Genomic DNA, 19,542 nt, shown 5'->3' with positions numbered 1-19,542 from the left:
GGGCGGCGGATGCGGTGTGAGGGTGATCACACGCCCAGGGGGCCGCCCGGGCGTAACCTTGCGTCATGCCTCTGCTCGTTCGACGCCGCCACGTGGACTTCGTCCGCGTCACGAGCATGGCCTGTCGCACTCACCGCTGACCCAGGCCCCCCTTTCCTCCCCCGTGCCCCTGTGGCGCCCGCCCGACCCCGGCGGAGCCACGATCGCGCCCACCCGCGCCGGCCGGGGCATCTCCCAGCGGATGGCTTCCATGTCGTACGTGTCCTCACAGCTGCCGATCATCGACCTCTCCGCCGCCGACCGCGGTCCCGAGGCCCGTAGCCGGCTGCACGCCCAGCTCCACAGTGCCGCGCACGGCGTCGGCTTCTTCCAGCTCGTCGGGCACGGCGTCACGGACGCCGAGACCGCCGCGCTCAACGACACCATGCGGGCGTTCTTCCGGCTGCCGGACGCGGACCGGCTCGCCATCGACAATGTCAACTCGCCCCACTTCCGCGGCTATACGCGCATCGGGGACGAGCGCACCGGTGGCTCCCGCGACTGGCGCGACCAGCTGGACATAGGCGCCGAGCGGCCGGCCCGTGTGCCCGGTCCCGGCGAGCCCGCGTACTGGTGGCTGGAGGGCCCCAACCAGTGGCCCGCCGCGCTGCCGGACCTGCGCGCCGCGGCGCTGAACTGGATCGACCGGCTGAGCGCGGTCGCCGAGAAGCTGCTGCACGAACTGCTCGCCGCGATCGGCGCGCCCCAGGACTTCTACGACGACGTGTTCGGCGACCGGGCGCATCTGCATCTGAAGCTGGTCCGCTACCCGGGCAGCGCCGACGACGGCACCGGGCAGGGCGTCGGTGCGCACAAGGACTACGGGTTCCTCACCCTGCTCCACCAGGACACCGTGGGCGGCCTCCAGGTGCAGCGCGAGGACGGCCGCTTCCACGACGTACCGCCGCTGGCCGGCGCCTTCGTGGTCAACCTGGGCGAACTCCTCGAAGTCGCGACCAACGGCTATCTGCTCGCCACCAACCACCGCGTGGTGAGCCCGCCCGGAGCCACCGAGCGCTTCTCGGTGCCGTTCTTCTACAACCCGCGCCTGGACGCCCACATCGAGCCGCTGTCGTTCCCCTACGCGGCACACGCTCCCGGCGCCACCGCGGACCCGGCGAACCCGCTGTTCGCCGAGTACGGGCGCAACGAACTCAAGGGCAAGCTGCGGGCCCATCCCTTGGTGGCGGCCCGCCACCACGCCGACCTGCTGCTCACGGAGCGCCCGCTCGCCGGGGCGGCGCTCACGTCGTAGCCGCGCGGGCGGCTCGGTGCTCACGTCGTAGCCGCGCGGGACAGGTCGGCGCATCGACGCGCGGGGCGGGTCGGTGCACCGTCACACCTGGCGGTCCAGGAGCAGTTCCGAGAGGGCGACCAGCTCGTCCACGCGCGGCGTCACCAGCGGCGCCGCGCGCAGCCGGTCGCGCGCCGCGACGACCCGGGCCCGCGCCTCCCGCAGGGCGCGTTCGCGGCCACCCGCCCGCTCGATCAGGTCGGCGGCGCACTTGACCCCGGCTTCGTCCGGTGGTGCCTCCCCGCCGAGCAGACGTTCCAGACGAGGTCCGAGCGAGGGGTTCGCGGCCGTCGCGGCGAGCACGGGCAGCGTCTTCTTCCCCCGCCGCAGATCGCTGTGCACCGGCTTCCCCGTGACGGCGGGGTCCCCCCAGATGCCCAGCACGTCGTCGATCGCCTGGAACGCGAGCCCCCACTCCCTTCCGGCCTGTGCGAGCGCGTCCGAGAGCCGGGCCGGGGCACCCGCGAGGACCGGCCCGAGGGCGGTGGCGCAGCCGAGGAGGGCGCCCGTCTTACGGGTCGCCATCGCCCGGTATTCGGCGAGGCTCACGGCATCGCGGCCGGTCCACGGCCGGGTCTCGAACCGCACATCGTCGGCCTGTCCGTGCACCAACTCCGCCAGCATGGAGGCCAGTTGACGCACGGCCGGGCCACCGCGCGCATCGTCCACCTCGGCCACGGTGCGGACGGCCAAGGCGAACAGGGCGTCGCCCGCCAGAACCGCGGGGCCCGTGCCGAACGCCTTCCAGGAACTGTCGCGGTGCCGTCGGCGCTCGTCCCCGTCCATGATGTCGTCGTGCATCAGCGAGAAGGTGTGGATCAGCTCGATCGCCACGGCCGCCGGCACCGCCACATCGGCACCCGCTTCCACTGCCTCCGCCCCGAGCACGGCCAGTGCCGGCCGCACCCCTTTGCCACCGCTCCCGGCGCTGGGCCTGCCGTCCGTTTCGCACCAGCCGAAGGCGTGCGCGGCGATGCGGCCCGGCTCCGGATGCAGGCCCCGCACCGCGTCGCGCAGGGCCGGTTCGACCAGTTCACGGCAGCGCGCGAGGGTGGCGGCCGGGCCGGGTGCAAAGCGAGTGGCGGACTCCGCCGGGCCGGACCCGTCCGGGGCCGGGCGCAGGCAGTCGGTGGTGCGCGGAGCGGTCTGGGGGAACATGGGTCCCGTTCCTGTCGTGGGCCGTGCGGGAGTTGGGGCGGACAGCGCGGAAGCCGCGGTCAAGGGGCGGGTACGGCGTCGGCGGCGGCGACGCCCAGTTCGGCGCGCGCCTTGGCGATCATGTCCCCGGCATGCCGCAACCCGATGTCGGCGAGCGCGCGTTCAAGGGCGTCGAGATCGGCCGCGGTCCGTGCCGCCGAACGCCCCAGCCGGGCCTTCGCCTTCACCAGGCCGAGCCGCGACAGCGCCTCTCCCCGTGGCTCCCCCATCGCGCGGAACTCCGCGAGGGCCCCGCCGTACACCTCCTCGGCCTCGGCATAACGCCCCGCGCGGTACAGCACGTTGCCCCGCATCTTGTGGTTGTACGCCAGCGCGCCGACCAGCTGGACCTCGCGGCAGAGCGGCTCCGCCTCGGCCAGCAGGGCCAGGGCCCGCTCCGGCTCGCCCTGGGCGGACCGCACATCGGCCAGGCCCCTCAGCGCCCAGGCCCGGCCGCGGTCGTCCCCCGCGTCCCCGGCTATCTGGGCCGCTTCCTCGAAGAGGGCGAGGGCGGTGTCGAAGGAGCCGGTGTTGCGGTGCATCTGCGCGATGCCTTCGAGCGCCCACACCGTGTGCCGCGCCTCGCCGCGCCGCCGGGCCTCCGCGAGCAGCTGCTCATGGAGACGGCCCACCGCCTCGTAGTCGCCCTGGATGCGGCCGGTCTCCGCGAGCCCGGCCAGCGAGTAGCCGCGGGCCACGATGTCGTCGCCCTGCTCCGCGAGTTCGGCGGCTTCGGCCAGCCGCCGACGGGCCAGCGCGAGATCGCCGCGCTGGCGGGCGAGCGTGCCGCCGCTCCACACCGCCCAGGCCATCGCACCCCGGTCGGCCGCCCGCTCGGCCGCGTGATAGCTGTCCTGCCAGGCCTGTTCGGCCTGGTCGACGCGGCCGAGCCGCCTGCTCGCCTCGGCGACGGCGAGCGCGGCGTGCGCCAACTCCAGTGCGTCACGGCTCTGTTCGGCCCTTCGTCGCTCCCCGACCGCCTTGGCCAGGACCTCCTCCAGTGAGGTGTTGACCGAGAGCTCACCCAGGGATCCCCGGTACTCGGGGGCGAATGCCTTGCCGTACATGGTCGTCTCGCTTCGGATCGGGGTACGGAGCCGGGGGCTCCGCCTTTGATCACGAAGCTAGGAGACGAACGGGGTGCCGGGAGTCAGCCTCAGAGCTTGTGCGGAGTCCGTCTGAAGTCGGACGTCCGGCGAAACGGGTCCGTCTTCAGCGGGACCCGGCGAACCGAGCGACATAGGCGTCGGCCCGCTCCGGATCCATCAGCCAGTCGCGACAACTGGCCGGATCCGCATAGCCGTTGGCGAAGCGGTGGGCGACCTCGGGGTGTCGGTACGCGGCCTCCACCACACGGCTGACATGGTCGGGCAGTGGCTGACGCACCATCAAGTCCGTGAACGCGTGCACATGGCGGGCCTGTTCCCAGTAGTCCTCGAAGGTCGCGCGCATCCACCGTTCGTCGAAGGGGCGCTCGCCGTGCTTGAGGATCGCGCCGAGGTAGGCGTCGGCCGCCCTGGCGGCGTTGTTGGCGCCCTGGCCGGTGAGCGGGTCGTTGACGGCGACCGCGTCCGCCATTCCCAGGACGTACCGGCCGCCCCCCAGCGAGCCCACCGCGTGCCGGACAACCGGCGTGATCGCGCCGTACAACGCGGCTCCCCCGTCGGTGGGTTCGGCCCGGGCGAAGCGCTCGTACTCCCACGGCGCGTATTCGCGCAGCAGCTCCACCGCCCGGCGCAGGCCCTCGCGCGAGCCCGGCCGGTCCGCCCAACAGTCGTACGGGCCACCCGGCTTCGCCTCCAGGAGCAGGATTGCGCACGGCCCCTGCACGGTCAGGGCCTGGAGGGCGATGGCGTCCCCGGCCCTCGTCGCACCGGACACCCGCAGATACCCGTCCGCCTCGTCACCCCTGGCCATGACGCCGTCGGCATAGAACGCGGCGAGCGTGCGCTGCGGACGGTCGTAGACCGAGCGCGCCGCGTCCCGGCCGAAGAGCGAGGCGAGGGCGCCCCGGCCGGCGGCGACGATCGTGAGGTCATGGCGGTCGACGACCGCCGGGGCGTCCTCGGCCGCGACCGATCCGTACTCCACCCGGCCGCCCCGCGACGCGAAGAGCTCCAGCCACGCGGAGAGTTTGAGCCGCTGGTCGACCGAGCGGACCTCCGCGTCGTAGGTGGCGGTGAAGCGCACGGGCCGGCCTGCCTCGGCCGGGTCCCCGTGGCACATCTCCAGGCCGCCCATCACCGGCGCCCGTTCGTCCCACAGATTCAGCCCGGCCGCCCGCTCAAGTGCCAGGGCGGGGCCGAACATGAGCTGTGTCGAAGTGACCCGCCCCTCGCGGACCTGCTGCGCGGTCCGCTCCGCATGGAGCGTCACGTCGTAGTGCGCGCCCTGGAGTCCGAGCGCGAGCTGAAGACCGGCCTGCCCCGCCCCGATGATCGCGATCCTGCGCACGCCTGCCTCCACCTGGTCCGCACCGACGACTCCCCCGTTGTACCGGGTGGCGCCGGGGGCTGCCCAGACGACCGGGGAGTGCTAAGCCGTCGGGTACTGGCGGAGCATCCAGTTCCGGTAGAGCGCCGACAGGGGGCCCTTGTAGTCGGTGCAGCCCTTGGGGCACTCGGTCGTGGTCAGATACCGCCGGAAGACCGATTCCTTGTGGCGGGCCGGCTGCACCGGCACGTTCGGGCGCAGCGCGCTGATGGAGTAGCCGCGGTACCCGATGACCGCGGGCTTCGGCCCCGGGAGGGTGGCGGCGGCCGATCGCACGAACCGTGCGGCGACTTCGTGGTCGCTGTGGTCGCCCTTGGGTCCCGTGCCGTAGTCGGTGTTGCGGTAGTCCAGGGTGCGTACGGTCCTGGCGTGCGCGTCCGCGACGAGCCAGGCCAGCATCGCGGTGAGTTCCCTCGCGTCGTAACTCGCGCTGTGGTCCATGGCCGTCATCCTGCGGATGCTTCCGCGTTCGAGCTTGAGCAGGCTCTGGCCGGCCTGGGCGCGGGTGCCCGAGCCGTCGTGGATCCCGTCCGGCAGGCGCAGGAAGGTGACCCGGACGCCGGGCCGGCCCGCCGGCACCCGCAGCACGAAGGCCCGGACCGTGCGCCCGGCGTGCCTGCGGTCCTCGCGCCGCCACTCGTTGGGCGCGCCCGCGAGCAGGGCGTAGGCCTGGCCCACGCCCTGCTCGCGCTGCTGCACATACCGGGTGCCGGGGCTGCCCGCGTCGCCGGCGGTGAGGTACACGATGTCGAGACAGGCCCCCCTGTCCCGGTCGGCGACCAGGTCCGGACTCATGAAGAGGAGGTCGTCGTCCTCGTGCGCGACGCCGGCGAACACGGTGCTCCGGCACGGCGGGGCCGGGGCCGCCGACGAGTTCGCCGGTACGGCGACCTGCCCCCACGCCAGAGTCGCCAGGCCGCACACCATCGAAGCGCCTCGAAGTCCGAGCTTCTTCCGCCTTGCCGCTGTCCCGTTCACGGGACGGATTATTGGCGCATATGTCCCGAAGATCCCGTATTTCCTCTCGGGCGTGCCTCTCGGCGATCCGCACGGCCCGGATCCGGAGCGGCTCCTTCGACGGGCTCGGCTTCGGGTTCCCTTTGCGCAGTCGTGGCGCGGCGGGGCGCGGGACGCCCCGGCCCCCTTCGAGGTCTTGGGCGGAACCCCATGACGCGGCGCCCACCGTGCAATACGGTTCCCCAGTGGACCAGTTGATCTCTTCAGACCCGACCCACATAGGCCCCTACCGTCTCATCGCCCGCCTGGGCGCGGGCGGCATGGGCCTGGTGTACCTGGGCCGCTCCGAGGCCGGGCGGACCGTGGCCGTCAAGGTCGTCCAGGACGAGCACGCCCAACACCCCGAGTTCCGCAGGCGTTTCGCGCGCGAGGTCGCGGCCGCCCGGCGGGTGGGGGGCGCCTGGACGGCCGATGTACTCGACGCCGACACCGATGCCCCGGTGCCCTGGGTCGCGACCCAGTACATTCCGGGGCCCGACCTCACGACGGTGGTCGGCAAGGACTTCGGGCCGCTGCCCGAGCACTCCGTGCGCGTCCTCGCCAACCGCCTGGCGCTGGCTCTGGCGGCGGTGCACGAGGCGGGCCTGATCCACCGGGACCTCAAACCGTCCAACGTCCTGGTGACGGTGGACGGACCGCGCGTGATCGACTTCGGCATCGCGCGGGCCATGGACAGCCTCACCGGGGACAGCCTGCACACCCGCACGGGCATGCTGATCGGCTCCCCCGGCTTCATGTCGCCCGAGCAGGTGCGCGGACTGCCCCTCACCCCGGCCAGCGATGTGTTCTGCCTGGGCGCCGTGCTCGTCCACGCCGCTACCGGCCGACTGCTGTTCGGCGCCGCCGAGAGCGGCCTCAACGCCCACCTCTTCCGGATCGCCGAGGAGGAGCCGGACCTGACCGGCGTGCCCGGGCCGCTGCTCGACCTCGTACGCCAGTGCCTCGACAAGGACCCGGCCAGGCGGCCCACCCCGCGACAGATCGCCGAACGCACGGCGACGGACCCGGGCGGAGAGTGGCTGCCGGGTGCGGTGCTCGCCCAACTCGGGCGCCATGCGGCCCAGTTGCTGGACTTCGCCCCGGCGCGGGCCGTCACCGCGCCGGCCGCCCCGGTCGACCCTCGCATCCCTTCCTGGCCGGCCCCGGTACCGGCTCCCCCACCGCCCGCGTACGCCCCGACGTTCTCCGTGCCCGCGCAGGGGTTCCCGCCTCCCCTGGAGACGGTCCCCGCAGCGGCCCCTTCGACCCCGCCGCACCCGAGGCGCTGGTGGGGTCTGGCGGTGGTCGCCCTGGTGCAGCTGCTCGTGCTGGTCGACGGGGCATCGCTCAGCACTGCCCTGCCCTCCATCGTGGTCCAGTTGCACGCGAAAACCTCCGAGGCGAACTGGCTGTTCACGGGGTACGCGCTGACCTTCGGCGGCCTGCTGCTGCTCGGCGGACACCTCGCGGATCTGGTGGGCCGCAAGCGGATGCTGATCCTCGGCCTGCTCGGGTTCGCCGTGGCCGCGGCGATCGGCGGTGCCGCGCCCTCGTTCGGGGTACTGGTCCTGGCCCGCGCCCTGGAGGGCTTCTTCGCCGCGCTCCTGGCACCGGCCGCGCTGGGCTGGGTGGCGGCGGCCTTCCTCGAGCCCCGCGCACGGGGCGGCGCCTTCGGGACCTATGCGGCGGTCGTCGCGGGCGGCTCGTGCGTGGGCCTGTTCACCAGTGGTCTGCTGGTGGAGAGCGCGAGTTGGCGGTGGTGTCTGTACGCCGAAGTGCCGCTCGCGCTGATCGCCCTGCTCGGCGTGGCCACCCTCGTGCCCGACCACCAAATGCGCGCCGTCCGCCGCTTCGACGCGCTGGGCGTGCTGCTGGGCTGCTGCGGGATCGCCGCCCTCGTGTACGGCTTGGCCGAATCCGCTCAGCACCGCTGGGCCGAACTCCCGGTGTTCGGCCCGGTCGCCGTCGGCGTCGTGCTGCTCACGGCCTTCGCGTTCTGGCAGTTGCAGGCGACGGCACCGCTCCTCGCGCCCGCCGCCCTGGCGGACCGCGACCGCCTCGGCTCCCTGCTCGCCCTGTTCCTGGCAGGCACGGGCACGTTCGCCCTGTTCACGGTACTGAGCGCCGTCTTCCAGGCCTTCCGTGGCGAATCCTCCATGACGAGCGCCCTGCACATACTGCCCGCGGGCGCCGCGATCGTCATCGGCTGCCAGGTCTCCGCCCGGCTCGTCCACCGCGCCCCGGCACGCACCCTGATCGTGCCGGGACTGCTGCTCGCCACGGCCGGGCTGGGGCTGCTGACACGGCTCGGACCCGACAGCGAGTACACCACGCTCGCCCTGCCGGGCATGCTCGTCACGGGGCTCGGCCTCGGCCTGGCCCTGGTGCCGCTCTATTCCATCGCGACCTCCCCCGCACGCGTGCCGGACACCGGCGGGGGCGCGGCGCTGGTGGGCGCGGCCGGGCAGCTGGGCGGTGCGCTCGGCACGGCGCTGCTGGCGGGACTCCTCTCGGCGGGCGTGGCTTCCCGCCTACAGGCCACGCCGGGTGTTCCGCCGAGTGCCGTCGACGCGGTCCGGGGCGGCCGGAGCGTCGACCCGATGGCGCTCCCGCCGTCGCTCTCCGGCGTGGTGCGCCAGGGCCTGCTGGACGGTTACACGCAGACGCTGTGGTGGGCGGTGGGGATCACCCTGCTCGCCGGGCTCGTCGCCGCCGTCATGGTCAGGTCCAGGCCGACGATGGAAGACCTCGCACCCTGAGGAAGTGCGCCGGGCGGTTACCCGGCGCACTTTCCTTCCGGCGCACTGCGGTTTTGGCGGGCTTCCCTCAGGCGGCGTCCACGGACACGCGGAGATCGGCACGCGGGCGCGTGAAGAGGCGGCCGCGGACCTCGCCCCGCGCCAACCGGTCCATCGCCGCCGGGAGTTCGGTGAACGGGACCTCCTGCACGGCCGGCTTGAGCGCGCCGCTCGCTATGAGGCCGTACACCTCCCGCAGTTCGTCCTTGCTCGCACCGAGGGAGCCGACGAGCTGGACGTTGCGCATCACCAGGGAGGTGATCGGGATCGGGGCGACGGCGCCGCCCAGGCCGACGAGCACCACGCAGCCACCCGGCCGCACACACTCCACGGCGGCCGCGGCCGTGGACGGCACGCCCGCGAAGTCGACGATGACGTCCGGGCGTTGGGCCGTGAGCTGGTGGACGTCCGCGAAGCAGGCCGTGGCTCCGGCCTCCGTCGCCGGGCCGAAGGTGGACGGATTCACATCGACTCCGTACACGGTCGCGCCGAGCAGCTTGGCGATGCGTACGCCATTGAGACCGAGGCCGCCGAGGCCTATCACCCCGACCGTCCGGCCAGGGCCGACCGAACCGGCCGTCCGCACCGCGTGATAGGCGGTCGCCACCGAGTCGGTGGCGACCGCGGCCTCCGCGAAGGTGACGTTGTCCGGTATGTGGACCAGCGTGGAGACATGGGCCAGTTCCTGCTCGGCGAACGCGCCGTCGTGCCCCACCCCGGGTGCGAAGAGGGCCTCCTCCATCGGGTGCGTGACCAGGGCTATGCCCACCCGGTCGCCGACCTCGAAGCCCCGTACGCCGTCGCCGACCGCGGAGATCACCCCGGCGCCCTCGTGGCCCAGGGTCACCGGCGACTTGACGGTGAGGTCACCGAGATCCATACCGCTCATGATGTGCAGGTCGGAGTGGCAGAGCCCGGCCGCCTCGATGTCGACGACCACCCATCCCGGCCCGGGCTCCGGGTCCGGAACGGTTTCGAAGTTGAGCGGCCGTCCCGCACCCGCGAACCGTATGGCCTTCATGCGCCCATCCCACCTTTGCACCCGCGTCGTACAGTTGTTCCCTGCTCTGGTGGTTGAATTCCCACCACGGAGGCGCTTTATGCGCGTGATTCGAATCGATGGACGAATCCCCATATGACCTACATGGACATGCCAACAGCGGCCCGTCCGGCAGGTGCCGGACGGGCCGCCGCGAGGACGATCAGCTTCCGTTGACCTCCAGCTCGTATATGCGGGCTGCCGGATCACTGTTCTGGGTCGGAGTGAGGACCGCGAGGCGCACATAACGGGCCGACGCGGTGACCGTGCTCGTCGTGGAATCGGCGGTGTTGCCGCGCACCTGGGCCGCCGTGGTCCAGGTGGTGCCGTCGGCGGAGACGCTCAGGTCGTAGTCCTTGGTGTTCCAGTCCGCGCTCTCGCCGCCCGCGCCCGCATGGCGCACGGTGAGCGACGTCAGCCGATGGGACGCGCCCAGGTCGACCTGGAGGGTCTTGGTGCCGGATGCCTTCGAGCACCACTTGTCACCGGTGCCGCCGTTGAAGGTGCCGTTGACCGCCTTGTCCGGGGTCTCCGTGGCGTTGCAGGACGCCGAGCCGGTGGCCGGCTGCCCTATCGCGAGGTCCCGGCTGCCGCCGCTCGGCCCGTAGACCTCCAGCTCGTAGATGCGGGCCGCGTCGCTGCCGCCGCCGGTGGTGTTGGCGGGACTGGTGACGAGGAGGCGTACATAGCGGGCCGGCCGGACCGACACGGGATGGTAGGTCCGGCTGGCGCGCGAGCCGGTGACGGTGGCCGCGGTGGTCCAGGCGGTGCCGTCGGTGCTGGTCTGGATCTGGAAGGCGCCGGTGTTCCAGCCGGTGTTCTCGCCGCCAAGACCCGCGTGCTTGACCACGAACGAGGAGACGTCGCGCACGGCTGCGAGGTCGACCTGGATCGAGGGGTTCGCCGCCGACGAGCACCACTTGCTGTTGTTGGCCAGCGAGCCGTCCACCGCCTTGTCGGCCGACTCCGCCGTGGCGCAGCTCGCCGACCCGGTGACCTGCTTGCCGAGCGCGAGGTCGGTGCCGAGGTCCGGCGCCGCGGGCACCGGGGTGGCCCCGTCCTGGAACGACGGCGGCACGTCAAAGGCGCCGGTGCCCCAGGTGCCGCTGGGCGCGGCTCCCATGGTGTAGTTCAAGGTCGCGCCGCCCGCGACGTCCGGATAGCGCAGGTAACTGTGGCTGGTGGACGTGCCGTTGACGTCGAGCGCCTGCACATAGGGCCCGCTGCCGGAACTGTTGATGGTGATGTTCCCGGCCGCCCGCTGGATCAGAACGGAGGGGAACTGGGGCCCGTGCACGGCCAGTGTGTCCGCGCCCGGAGTCGCGGGATACATGCCGAGCGCCGCCCACACGTACCAGGCCGATGTCGCGCCGAGGTCGTCGTTGCCGGGCAGTCCGCCGGCACCGGTGGTGAAGGACTCGGCCATCACCTTGCGCACGGCGTCGGTGGCGCCCGCCGGGTGGCGTGCGTAGTTGTAGGCCCACGGCACCCCGTGCTCGGGCTCGTTCCCTATGTAGTAATAGGGCCTGCTCTGACCGGCGTTGACCTCGGTGAAGTGGTGGTCGAGGCGCTGGACGGCGGTTCCGGGGCCGCCCATGGAGTTGATCAGGTCGGAGAAGTCGTACGGCACCATCCAGGTGTACTGGGAGGCGTTGCCCTCGGTGAACGTGGACTGGCTGGCCGGGTCGAGCGGCCAGGTCCACGAGCCGTCGCTCTGGTGCTGCTGTACATAGGACGACTCGGGGTTGAAGGTGTTGCGCCACCACTGGGCGCGTCCCATATGGGTGTTGTAGCTCGATGTGTTGCCGAGCGCCTTGGCGAACTGGGCCACGGCGAAGTCGGACGCCGAGTATTCGAGCGAGTCCGAGGGATCGTCGAGGTAGTGCAGGCTGGTGTACGTGGACTGGCGGCCGCGGATCGCGCTGCCCTGCGCGGTACCGCCGTTGGACGCCTTTTCCATCAGGGACAGGGCTGCTGAGGTGTCGAAGTCGCGGGCCCCGAAGGCGTACAGGCTGCTGACGATGATCGGGCCGGGATCGCCCGTCATGACGAAGTCCTCATTCGTCTGCTGCGACCACTTGGGCAGCAGTCCGCCCTGCTGACCGTCCAGGACCATCGACTTGGCGATGTCACTCGCCTCGGTCGGAGCCATGAGGGCGATGAGCGAGGCCCATGAACGGTAGATGTCCCAGCCCGAGTAGTTCTGGTACACCGGTCGCACCGAATTGTGCACGGCGTTGTCGAAGCCCCGGTAGTCACCGTTGACATCGCTGGAGATGTTGGGGCTCTGGAGCACGTGGTAGAGCGCGGTGTAGAACTTCTGCCGCTCCTCGGCGCTGCCGCCGGAGACCTGGACCCGGTTGAGCATCTGGTTCCAGGCCGTGTCCGCGGCGGTCCGGACGGCGCCGAAGTCCCAACCGGCGTTCTCCGCGGCCACGTTGGCCTGGGCCCCCGCCACGCTCACATACGACAGGCCGACCTTGAACTGGACTGTCGCGTTGCTGCTGGTGTCGAAGGTGACGTAGGCGCCGGTGTTGGTGCCGGAGGCCGTGGCCGAGCCGTCGCTGACGGTGCCGCCGGACCAGGTGCCGAAGCCGGTCGGCGTCCGGTCGAAGCGCACGTCGAAGTAGATCTGGTACGTCTTGGACGAGCCGCAGAACCCCCCGGCCGTCACACTGCCGGTCAGCTCATTGCCGTTGATGTGCACGGATCCGGCGCGGTTGCCGGTGGCACTGCGGCCGGTGTTGATCAGCAGCCGGGACGCCGTCGAGGACGGGTAGGTCAGCTTGCCCATGGCGGTGCGGGTGGTCGCGGACAGCTCGACGTCGGTGGCGTACCGGTCCAGGCGCGTCTTGTAGTAGCCGGGCTTGGCGACTTCGTTCGCCTTGCTGTAACCGGAGGCGTAGCCGGTCCAGTTGGTGCCGGGTGAGCTGCCGAGCGCGCCGGTGACCGGCAGCAGGGGCAGGTCCTCGTTGTTGGGGCAGCCGGCGCCGTCGAAGTGGGTGAGGCTGAAGTCCTCGACGGACGTGTCCTTGTAGCGGTAGCCGGAGGGGGAGGCGGTAGGGGTGTCCGGACCGAACTGCACCCCGCCGAACGGCACCACGGCGCCGGGATAGGTGCTGCCGCCGGCGCCGCCGGGCACGGGGTTGGGGGCGTTGCTGTCGTCGGTGCCGATGAACGGGTCGACGTACTGGGTCAGCGGAAGCGCGGCCGCATGGGCGGGCACGGCGGCGGCCAGGCCGACGAGTCCGAGGGCGGAGAGCGCCAGCGCACTGAACGCGCTGACGCCGCGGGAGGGACGTCTGGGCCGGACCGTGGGTCCGGAGGAGGGCACGGAGCGGAGCACGAGGGGGGACCACCTTCTCGCAAGGGACCGCTCGCCGTCCGGCGGGCGGCCTCGGGACGGAGGATGCTCGGTGTGCATGTGAACGTTACCAATCAACTCAGGATTGTTGAGGTGTCCCTGACTACCCGTCAAGGGCAAGGAGCGAATTGCCGCCGCGCGTTCACCGCAAGGCCCCTGCACCCGTTGCCCGATTGGCTCAATCTCCTTTCAGCACCGTGACTTTGACGGTCTGTCAGACATGGTGTCGTCGGCGATCGACGTCCATGGGAACGTTACCAATCCGTAGGCGGGCCAGGCGGTCCTGGCGCAAGCACCGCGCGGGCCGCCTGACATGGGGGTCCGTCTGCCATCATCGACGCGTCGCCGTGCCGGACCCGGGCGCGGACCGGCCGATGAGGAGGCTCGTGAAGCGCCCGACGATGAAGGACGTGGCCCGTGCCGCGGGAGTCAGCCCGATGACCGTCTCGCGGGCGGTGTCGGGCGAACCCGGTGTCTCGCCGGACACCGCCGCCCGGGTGGAACAGGCCGTAAGGCAGTTGGGCTACCAACGCAACGACAACGCCCGCAGCCTGCGGCAGAAGAACCTCCGCACGTCGACCATCGGTCTGGTCGTCGACGACCTGGCCAACCCGTTCTACGCGCTGATGGCCCGCTCCGTGGAGGACGAGGCCCACCGGCGCGGCTTCCTGGTCCTGGTCGGCAGCACCAACGACGAGCCACGACGCGAACGCGAGGTCATAGCCGCGTTCACCGCACGTCAGGTGGACGGCCTCATCCTCGTCCCGACCAACGGCGGCCACGGCTTCCTCAAGCGGCAGATGGACGGCGGCACGTGCGTGGTCTGCGTCGACCGGCCCGCCAAGGGCCTGGCCGTGGACACCGTCACCGTCGACAACCGCGCGGGGGCCGAGCGGGCCGTCAGCCACCTGCTGGGCCACGGGCACACCCGGATCGCCTATCTCGGCGACCGGTTCGACATCTGGACCCAGCGAGAACGCCACGCGGGGTATCTGGCCGCCCTCGCCTCCCACGGCATACCCGAGGACCCCGCTCTCGTCCGCCACGAACTGCGTTCCCAGTCCCACGCGGCCGCCGCCCTCGCCGAGCTGCGGGCGCTGTCCGCTCCGCCCACGGCGCTGTTCACCACCAACGACCTGATCACCATCGGGGTGATGGACGGGCTCGGGCAGCCCGACCCCGTCGCCCTCGTCGGGTTCGACGACTTTCCGCTGGCCGACCGGCTCAGTCCCCCGCTCAGCGTTGTCAGCCAGGACCCGGTCGCGCTCGGCGCCACGGCCGCGAACCTCCTGTTCTCGCGCATCGACGGCGACCGCTCGGCTCCGCGCTCGGTCGTGCTGCTGACCCGGCTCATCGTGCGCGGCTCGGGCGCGGGCGGCGGCCGGCCGCGCTAGCGGAGCGGACCGGGACTGGCGGAGCCGGTGGAGTGCTCGGGGCCGGTGGAGCGGTCGGGCGGTCGGGGCCGGTGCACGTGACCGATGAGGGGGAACGGGTCGGCGTCAGAGGAGCAGCCCCTGGGGGAGATAGGGCGATCGGACGGGAACGGGCCAGCCGATCCGACGGGCGTGGCAGGCCAGGCCCAGCACATCCAGGTTGACGGCGGCTTCGAAGTCCCTGCCGCGGGCGCCCACGCTGTAGTGCTCGCGGTGCTCTTCCAGGGCGTCGGCCAGCGCGAGGGCGAAGCCCTCCTGATCGCACTGGACCAGCTGGGACAGCAGGCTGAGCGGCGGGGCGAGGAAGCCGGCTCCGGCCATCCGGTCGGCGGTCGCCAGGGCGTGGTCCATGGCGGGCTCGGGATCGGCACCGCGCAGATAGTCGTGCAGTGCCACGCAGTAGGCCCCACCGGGTGACGGGTGATCACCCTCGGCGAGGAACTCCGGCTCGATGAGCACGCAGTCGGCCAGCGGCTCGCGGGCACCGACGATCAGAGTCAGCGCCATGGCCTGCTGCCACTGGTGCGGATTGGGGCGGTAGGAGCCGCGCCACGCGGGCAGCGTCCTCGTCGTTCCTCCGATCGTGACGTCCACCTCTGTTCCTGGCTCGGCCCGTGCCACCCGAAGTGCGGCCGCTCCCGCCTCGGCGCCGAGCAGCACGGCCTCGTACTGGCACGGGTCGCAGCCGGTCGGATCGAGCGCGGCGCGTACCAGGAAACGCCGGCGCTGGTCCGCCATGAGCGATGTCAGATCCCGCGCGAGTGACTTCGGGTCCGCGTTCGGGTCGTGGAAGCGCGCCAGCTCCTGCGCGGCGCAGTCGTCGTACGGCGACGGGTCGAGGGACTGGGACGCCGCGGGGTGGCACGGACGCTCGACCGCCAGGGAGCCGGCGGCGAGCGCGGCCATGGCGTCGGCGCGCTTGTCCCGGCCGTAGGCGCGCACCCGGGGCGCCGCTCTCTCGAAGCCGGTCACCAGGGCCCGCGGAAGGTAACCGGACTCGACCGGGACGTCCCAGCCGTACCCCCGATGGGCCATCGCCATGAGCGCCAAGGCGTCGAGCGGGAGCAGGCTGCGGGGTCTTGCGTTGTCTCCCGCGGCACGGCTCCGGTACTGCTCCAATTGCGATGCCAGGCGCTGGGCGAAGCCTTCCTCGTCCCCCGCCGCGAGTGCCCGCAGGGTGCTGAGGGCCGCGCGATGGCCGGGCCAGTCGTCGCCCTCGCCGAGCGTGGCGGTCACCATGTCGATCAGGGCGCACTTCTCGACGTCCTGAACCGGCCCCTCCGTCAGCACATCGACGGCCCCTTCCTCATGGTCGAACGCGTACGCCATCAGGGCATGGACGAGCGCCACGTCGGCACGGCCCTCGTTGCCGCGCCAGGGTGGGGCGGCCTCGATGAAGACATCGGCCCTGCGGTCGGAGACCTCGGCCAGGAAGGCCAGTTGGAAGGCGACCAGCCACTCGGAGGCGCGGACCCGTCCCTCCTGATCGCCGGCGCCCTCACCGCGCTCGACATCACCGCCGTACGAGACCCCGGCCCCGACGTAGTCGATGAACACCTCGGTCTCCCGCCCTGGAGACGAGGCCAGCTCCAGGGCGCCCACCGCGGCGGCCGCCGCCGAGCCGAGCGCCGTCCCGGCGTCCTTCCCAGCCAGCCCGGGCAGCCGTACGGACCGCGCGCCCAAGTAGTCCAGAAAATCATCGGTGACCAGCCGCCAGCGCGTGGCCGGAAGCGGATCCTCCTGCATCCGGTGCACTTCCGCGGCGACGCGGTCCGCGAAGTCGGCCTCCGCGGCGGCCAAAGCCGGCTCACCGATTCGATGCCGCTCGATCCGCACCTCTGCCTCCCGACGAGTCCCCGTTCGATCTTGCCCTGCCAGCATAAGAAGGGGGTCTGACAACGCGCCCGGCTCGGGGGTCCACCCAGCCTCATGACAGATCCCGCGGCGTCTTTGTCATCATTTGGTCACACGGACATGCGATCGTGGTCATGCTTGATCGGCTTCCGGGACCATGGCAGTTCCCCGTCGGCCCGGAAATGAGTACTTCCGGCTGGAACGGTTCCCTGCCTTCCTGACGTCTAGGCGGCCGACAGCGCAGAGCACAGGGCGAGATCAGCAAGGCGGGCTGCACCACGTATGAACGAGAAGAACAGCGCGAACGCGGGCGGGCTTTCCGGCACGGAGGCCGTACGCGGCGGCGCCTCGGACGCAGCGGAGGCGGCGGAGGCGGCCGGCGAGGGGAGGGAGGGCGTGGCGCGGGAATCCGAGCCGCGTGCGGCCTCGGCGCCGACGGACTCCGAAGGCCCCAACTCGCCGTCCACCAAGCCGACTTGGGGCCGGTCCGCATCGGGCAGCGAGCACTCTGACCGAACCGACCGGGCCGACACGGCGGACGCCGACGCGACGGACGCCGATGCGACGGACACGGCCGACCGGGCCGACAAGACCCTGGTCTTCGCGGCTCCCGCGCCTGCGCGCTCGGGCGATCTGCCGCGAGAGGACACGGCGCGCCCCGCCGAGGGCGAGGCGGGCGGCACGGGCAGCGCGGTCGACACCGCGGCAAGCCCCGACTCCGCCGCCCCGGCCCCAGCCTCCGAAGACCCGCCGCGCAACCGCGAGGCCGGGCAGGATGATCCCGAGCGAGCGGCGGAGGCGGCGCCCAAACTCAAGGAGTCGGCCGCCGGGCCCAAGGCGTCGGCGCCCGAGGCAGCGGGCAACGCGCCCCAGGGGCCACAGACGCCCGAGGCGGAGACGCGTGCGGCATCGGCCAAGAGCGACCCCAGGGCCGCGCTCGCCTCGACTCCCCCTGCGCCGCCAACGGCCTCCACTCCCCCTGCCTCCGCCTCCGCGGCGGACCGCCGCGCGCTGCCCACGGACAACGCCGAGACCGAGTCAGGGTCCGGGTCCGGGTCTGGGTCCGGGTCCGGGTCCGGGTCCGCACCCGAGACTGCGTCCGCGCCCGCATCCGAGGCCGGGGCCGAGTCAGGGGCAGAGTCAAGGGCGAAGCCCAAGGCCCAGCCGGAATCCAAGGCCCAGCCCGAGTCCAGGGCCAAGCCCGAGTCCAAGTCCGAGGCGGGGGCCACGCCCAACTCCCAGCCCGCGCCCGAGTCCGAGCCCGAGTCGGCGCAACGGCCCGCCCCCTCATGGGCGGCTCGCAAGGAGTCCGACTCCGAGCGGACCAGTGAGTTCATCGCGCTCAAGCCGGATCTGCCGCACGCCGCCCCGCCCCGCCGCGCGGCGCCCGTCCCCTCCGCTCCGGCGGTCGGCGACGAGCCGGGCCAGGGACCCTCGGAGGCCGATGTCACCCGGGAGTTCGGCGCGCCGCCGCGGGCCTACGACGACCGCACCATGGCACTGAAACGGCCGCCGGTCACTCCCGCAGCCCCGCCCCCGGCCTCCGCACCGGCACCGGCAACCGGACCCGCACCCGCACCCGCACCGGCGACCGCGGCCGGAAACGGTGACGCGGGCGGGCCGCCGCCCCCGCTCGACCTGCTGGCGCAGCTGACCAACACCCCGCCGAAGCCCGAAACAGTGGCCCGCACGGTCGGGCGCAGGATCAAGATCTGGGGCACCCTCGTCGCGCTGCTCGCCGTCGTTCTGGTCGTGGTCCAGGCGCTGCGGCCGCTTCCCACGCCCACGCTCAAGCTCACCGCCGAGTCGAGCCACACCGCATCCGGCGGACCGGTCTCACTGCCCTGGCCGAGCGAGGGCCAGGCCGTGGTGGACATCAACGGCCTCGGCCGGATGGGCACTTACGGAGAGATGAAGCCACTCCCCATCGGCAGCGTGGCCAAGGTGATGACCACGTACCTCATCCTGCGCGACCACCCGCTCAAGACCGTCGGCGACAAGGGGCCCTCCATCCCGGTCGACCAGAAGGCGCAGGACGACTACACCAACGGCGTCAAGGAGAAGGAGTCCGTCGTCGAGGTCAAGGCGGGCCAGCAGGTCTCCGAACTGGAGGCCCTGCAAGCGGTCATGCTGCCCTCGGCGAACAACATGGCCCGTCTGCTGGCCCGTTGGGACGCGTCCTCGGAGGAGGCGTTCATCAAGAAGATGAACGACACCGCCAAGGAACTCGGGATGACCAACACGACGTACACCGACGCGAGCGGTCTCATGGAGTCCACGGTCAGCACCGCCGAGGACCAAGTGAAGCTGGCCAAGCGGGCGATGGCCGACCCGGTCTTCCGGGCCATCGCCAAACTGCCGTCGTACACGTCGACGACGACGTCCGGCGGCGGCACGATCGAGACGGCACGCACACAGCGCAACTTCAACAAGCTCGTCCCGCTGAACGGCGTCGTCGGCATCAAGACGGGCTCGACGACCAAGGCGGGCGGCAACCTCCTCTTCGCCGCCGAGACCACCGTCGGCGACAGCAAGCAGCTGGTCATCGGCGCCGTGTTCGGTCAGCACAGGGCGCCCATCATCGACACCGCGACGGCGGCGAGCAAGAAGCTGATACTGGCCGCGGACAAGGCGCTCAGGAGCGAGACGGTGGTGAAGAAGGGCGACGTGGTCGGCCAGGTGGACGACGGCCTCGGCGGCACGGTCCCGGTCGTGGCGACCAAGGATCTGAGCGTGCCCGTCTGGTCCGGCGCCTCGGTCGGGATCAGCCTGACCGACGGCGGCAGGACACTGCCCCACACGGCGAAGGCAGGCACCCAGGTCGGCACCCTGACCGTGGGCACCGGCACCGGCGAGGTGAAGGTGCCCGTCGCACTCAAGGGCGATCTGGTGGAGCCGTCGTTCGGCGCGAAGCTGACCCGGCTCGGCTGACCTCGACCGCCTGCCTCCCGAGGGGACAGCCGCTCCTCCCGAAGGGACAGCCGCCGACCCCCGGAAGAGCAGCCGCGGTCGACGTGCTCCTGGCCACAGTGCGG

The 19,542-nt window shown here is 72.1% G+C and carries 11 protein-coding genes; 4 read left to right on the top strand and 7 right to left on the bottom strand.

The genetic code is table 11. The annotated features are described in order from the left end of the window. The first annotated feature begins 250 nt into the window (after window positions 1-250). On the top strand, window positions 251-1,294 hold the full coding sequence (locus CG740_RS03340) for an isopenicillin N synthase family dioxygenase (RefSeq protein WP_376497486.1): 1,044 nt from the start codon (window positions 251-253) through the stop codon (window positions 1,292-1,294). A gap of 81 nt (window positions 1,295-1,375) precedes the next feature. On the opposite strand, the gene CG740_RS03335 is transcribed toward CG740_RS03340, so the two are convergent. From CG740_RS03335 to CG740_RS03320, 4 genes are all read right to left on the bottom strand, one after another. Next, window positions 1,376-2,491 carry a polyprenyl synthetase family protein gene (locus CG740_RS03335; protein WP_100573329.1) on the bottom strand — a complete coding sequence of 372 codons (1,116 nt, stop codon included), beginning with the start codon at window positions 2,489-2,491 and terminating at the stop codon, window positions 1,376-1,378. A 59-nt stretch (window positions 2,492-2,550) separates the two neighbouring features. Then, entirely contained in the window at window positions 2,551-3,597 is a 1,047-nt protein-coding gene (locus tag CG740_RS03330; protein ID WP_100573328.1) for a tetratricopeptide repeat protein, read from the bottom strand. 145 nt (window positions 3,598-3,742) lie between these two features. After that, a complete protein-coding gene (locus CG740_RS03325; RefSeq protein ID WP_100573327.1) occupies window positions 3,743-4,984 on the bottom strand; it encodes a styrene monooxygenase/indole monooxygenase family protein in 1,242 nt (413 codons plus the stop codon). Window positions 4,985-5,065: 81 nt separating this feature from the next. Further along, entirely contained in the window at window positions 5,066-6,001 is a 936-nt protein-coding gene (locus CG740_RS03320) for a PIG-L family deacetylase (RefSeq protein ID WP_159030211.1), read from the bottom strand. Between the two features lie 224 nt (window positions 6,002-6,225). Here CG740_RS03320 and CG740_RS41490 point away from each other — a divergent pair, with 224 nt between their 5' ends. Continuing rightward, window positions 6,226-8,778, top strand: a complete 2,553-nt coding sequence (locus CG740_RS41490; protein ID WP_199846306.1) for a bifunctional serine/threonine protein kinase/MFS transporter — start codon at window positions 6,226-6,228, stop codon at window positions 8,776-8,778. 67 nt (window positions 8,779-8,845) lie between these two features. On the opposite strand, the gene CG740_RS03310 is transcribed toward CG740_RS41490, so the two are convergent. Both CG740_RS03310 and CG740_RS03305 read right to left on the bottom strand, forming a co-directional pair. Then, the gene (locus CG740_RS03310; protein ID WP_100573324.1) at window positions 8,846-9,838 is read right to left on the bottom strand and encodes a zinc-binding dehydrogenase; all 993 of its coding nucleotides are present in this window, start codon (window positions 9,836-9,838) and stop codon (window positions 8,846-8,848) included. Window positions 9,839-10,019: 181 nt separating this feature from the next. Further along, window positions 10,020-13,202 (bottom strand): GH92 family glycosyl hydrolase, encoded by a 3,183-nt coding sequence (locus tag CG740_RS03305; protein WP_199846305.1) that lies wholly within the window; start codon window positions 13,200-13,202, stop codon window positions 10,020-10,022. 404 nt (window positions 13,203-13,606) lie between these two features. On the opposite strand from CG740_RS03305, the gene CG740_RS03300 reads away from it, so the two are divergent. Beyond that, the gene (locus tag CG740_RS03300; protein WP_234376023.1) at window positions 13,607-14,614 is read left to right on the top strand and encodes a LacI family DNA-binding transcriptional regulator; all 1,008 of its coding nucleotides are present in this window, start codon (window positions 13,607-13,609) and stop codon (window positions 14,612-14,614) included. 105 nt (window positions 14,615-14,719) lie between these two features. Here CG740_RS03300 and CG740_RS03295 read toward each other — a convergent pair whose 3' ends face one another. Continuing rightward, complete coding sequence (locus CG740_RS03295; protein WP_159030210.1) at window positions 14,720-16,453, bottom strand: immunity 49 family protein; 1,734 nt, start codon at window positions 16,451-16,453, stop codon at window positions 14,720-14,722. A 336-nt stretch (window positions 16,454-16,789) separates the two neighbouring features. On the opposite strand from CG740_RS03295, the gene CG740_RS03290 reads away from it, so the two are divergent. Continuing rightward, a complete protein-coding gene (locus CG740_RS03290; RefSeq protein ID WP_234376022.1) occupies window positions 16,790-19,438 on the top strand; it encodes a D-alanyl-D-alanine carboxypeptidase in 2,649 nt (882 codons plus the stop codon). The last annotated feature ends 104 nt before the right edge of the window (window positions 19,439-19,542 follow it).

Origin of the sequence: Streptomyces sp. CB01201 (assembly GCF_002803085.1) — a bacterium.
Classification (GTDB): Bacteria; Actinomycetota; Actinomycetes; order Streptomycetales; family Streptomycetaceae; genus Streptomyces; species Streptomyces hundungensis.
Note: the sequence above shows the minus strand (reverse complement) of the source record. Positions and strands in the feature narration are given on the sequence as shown.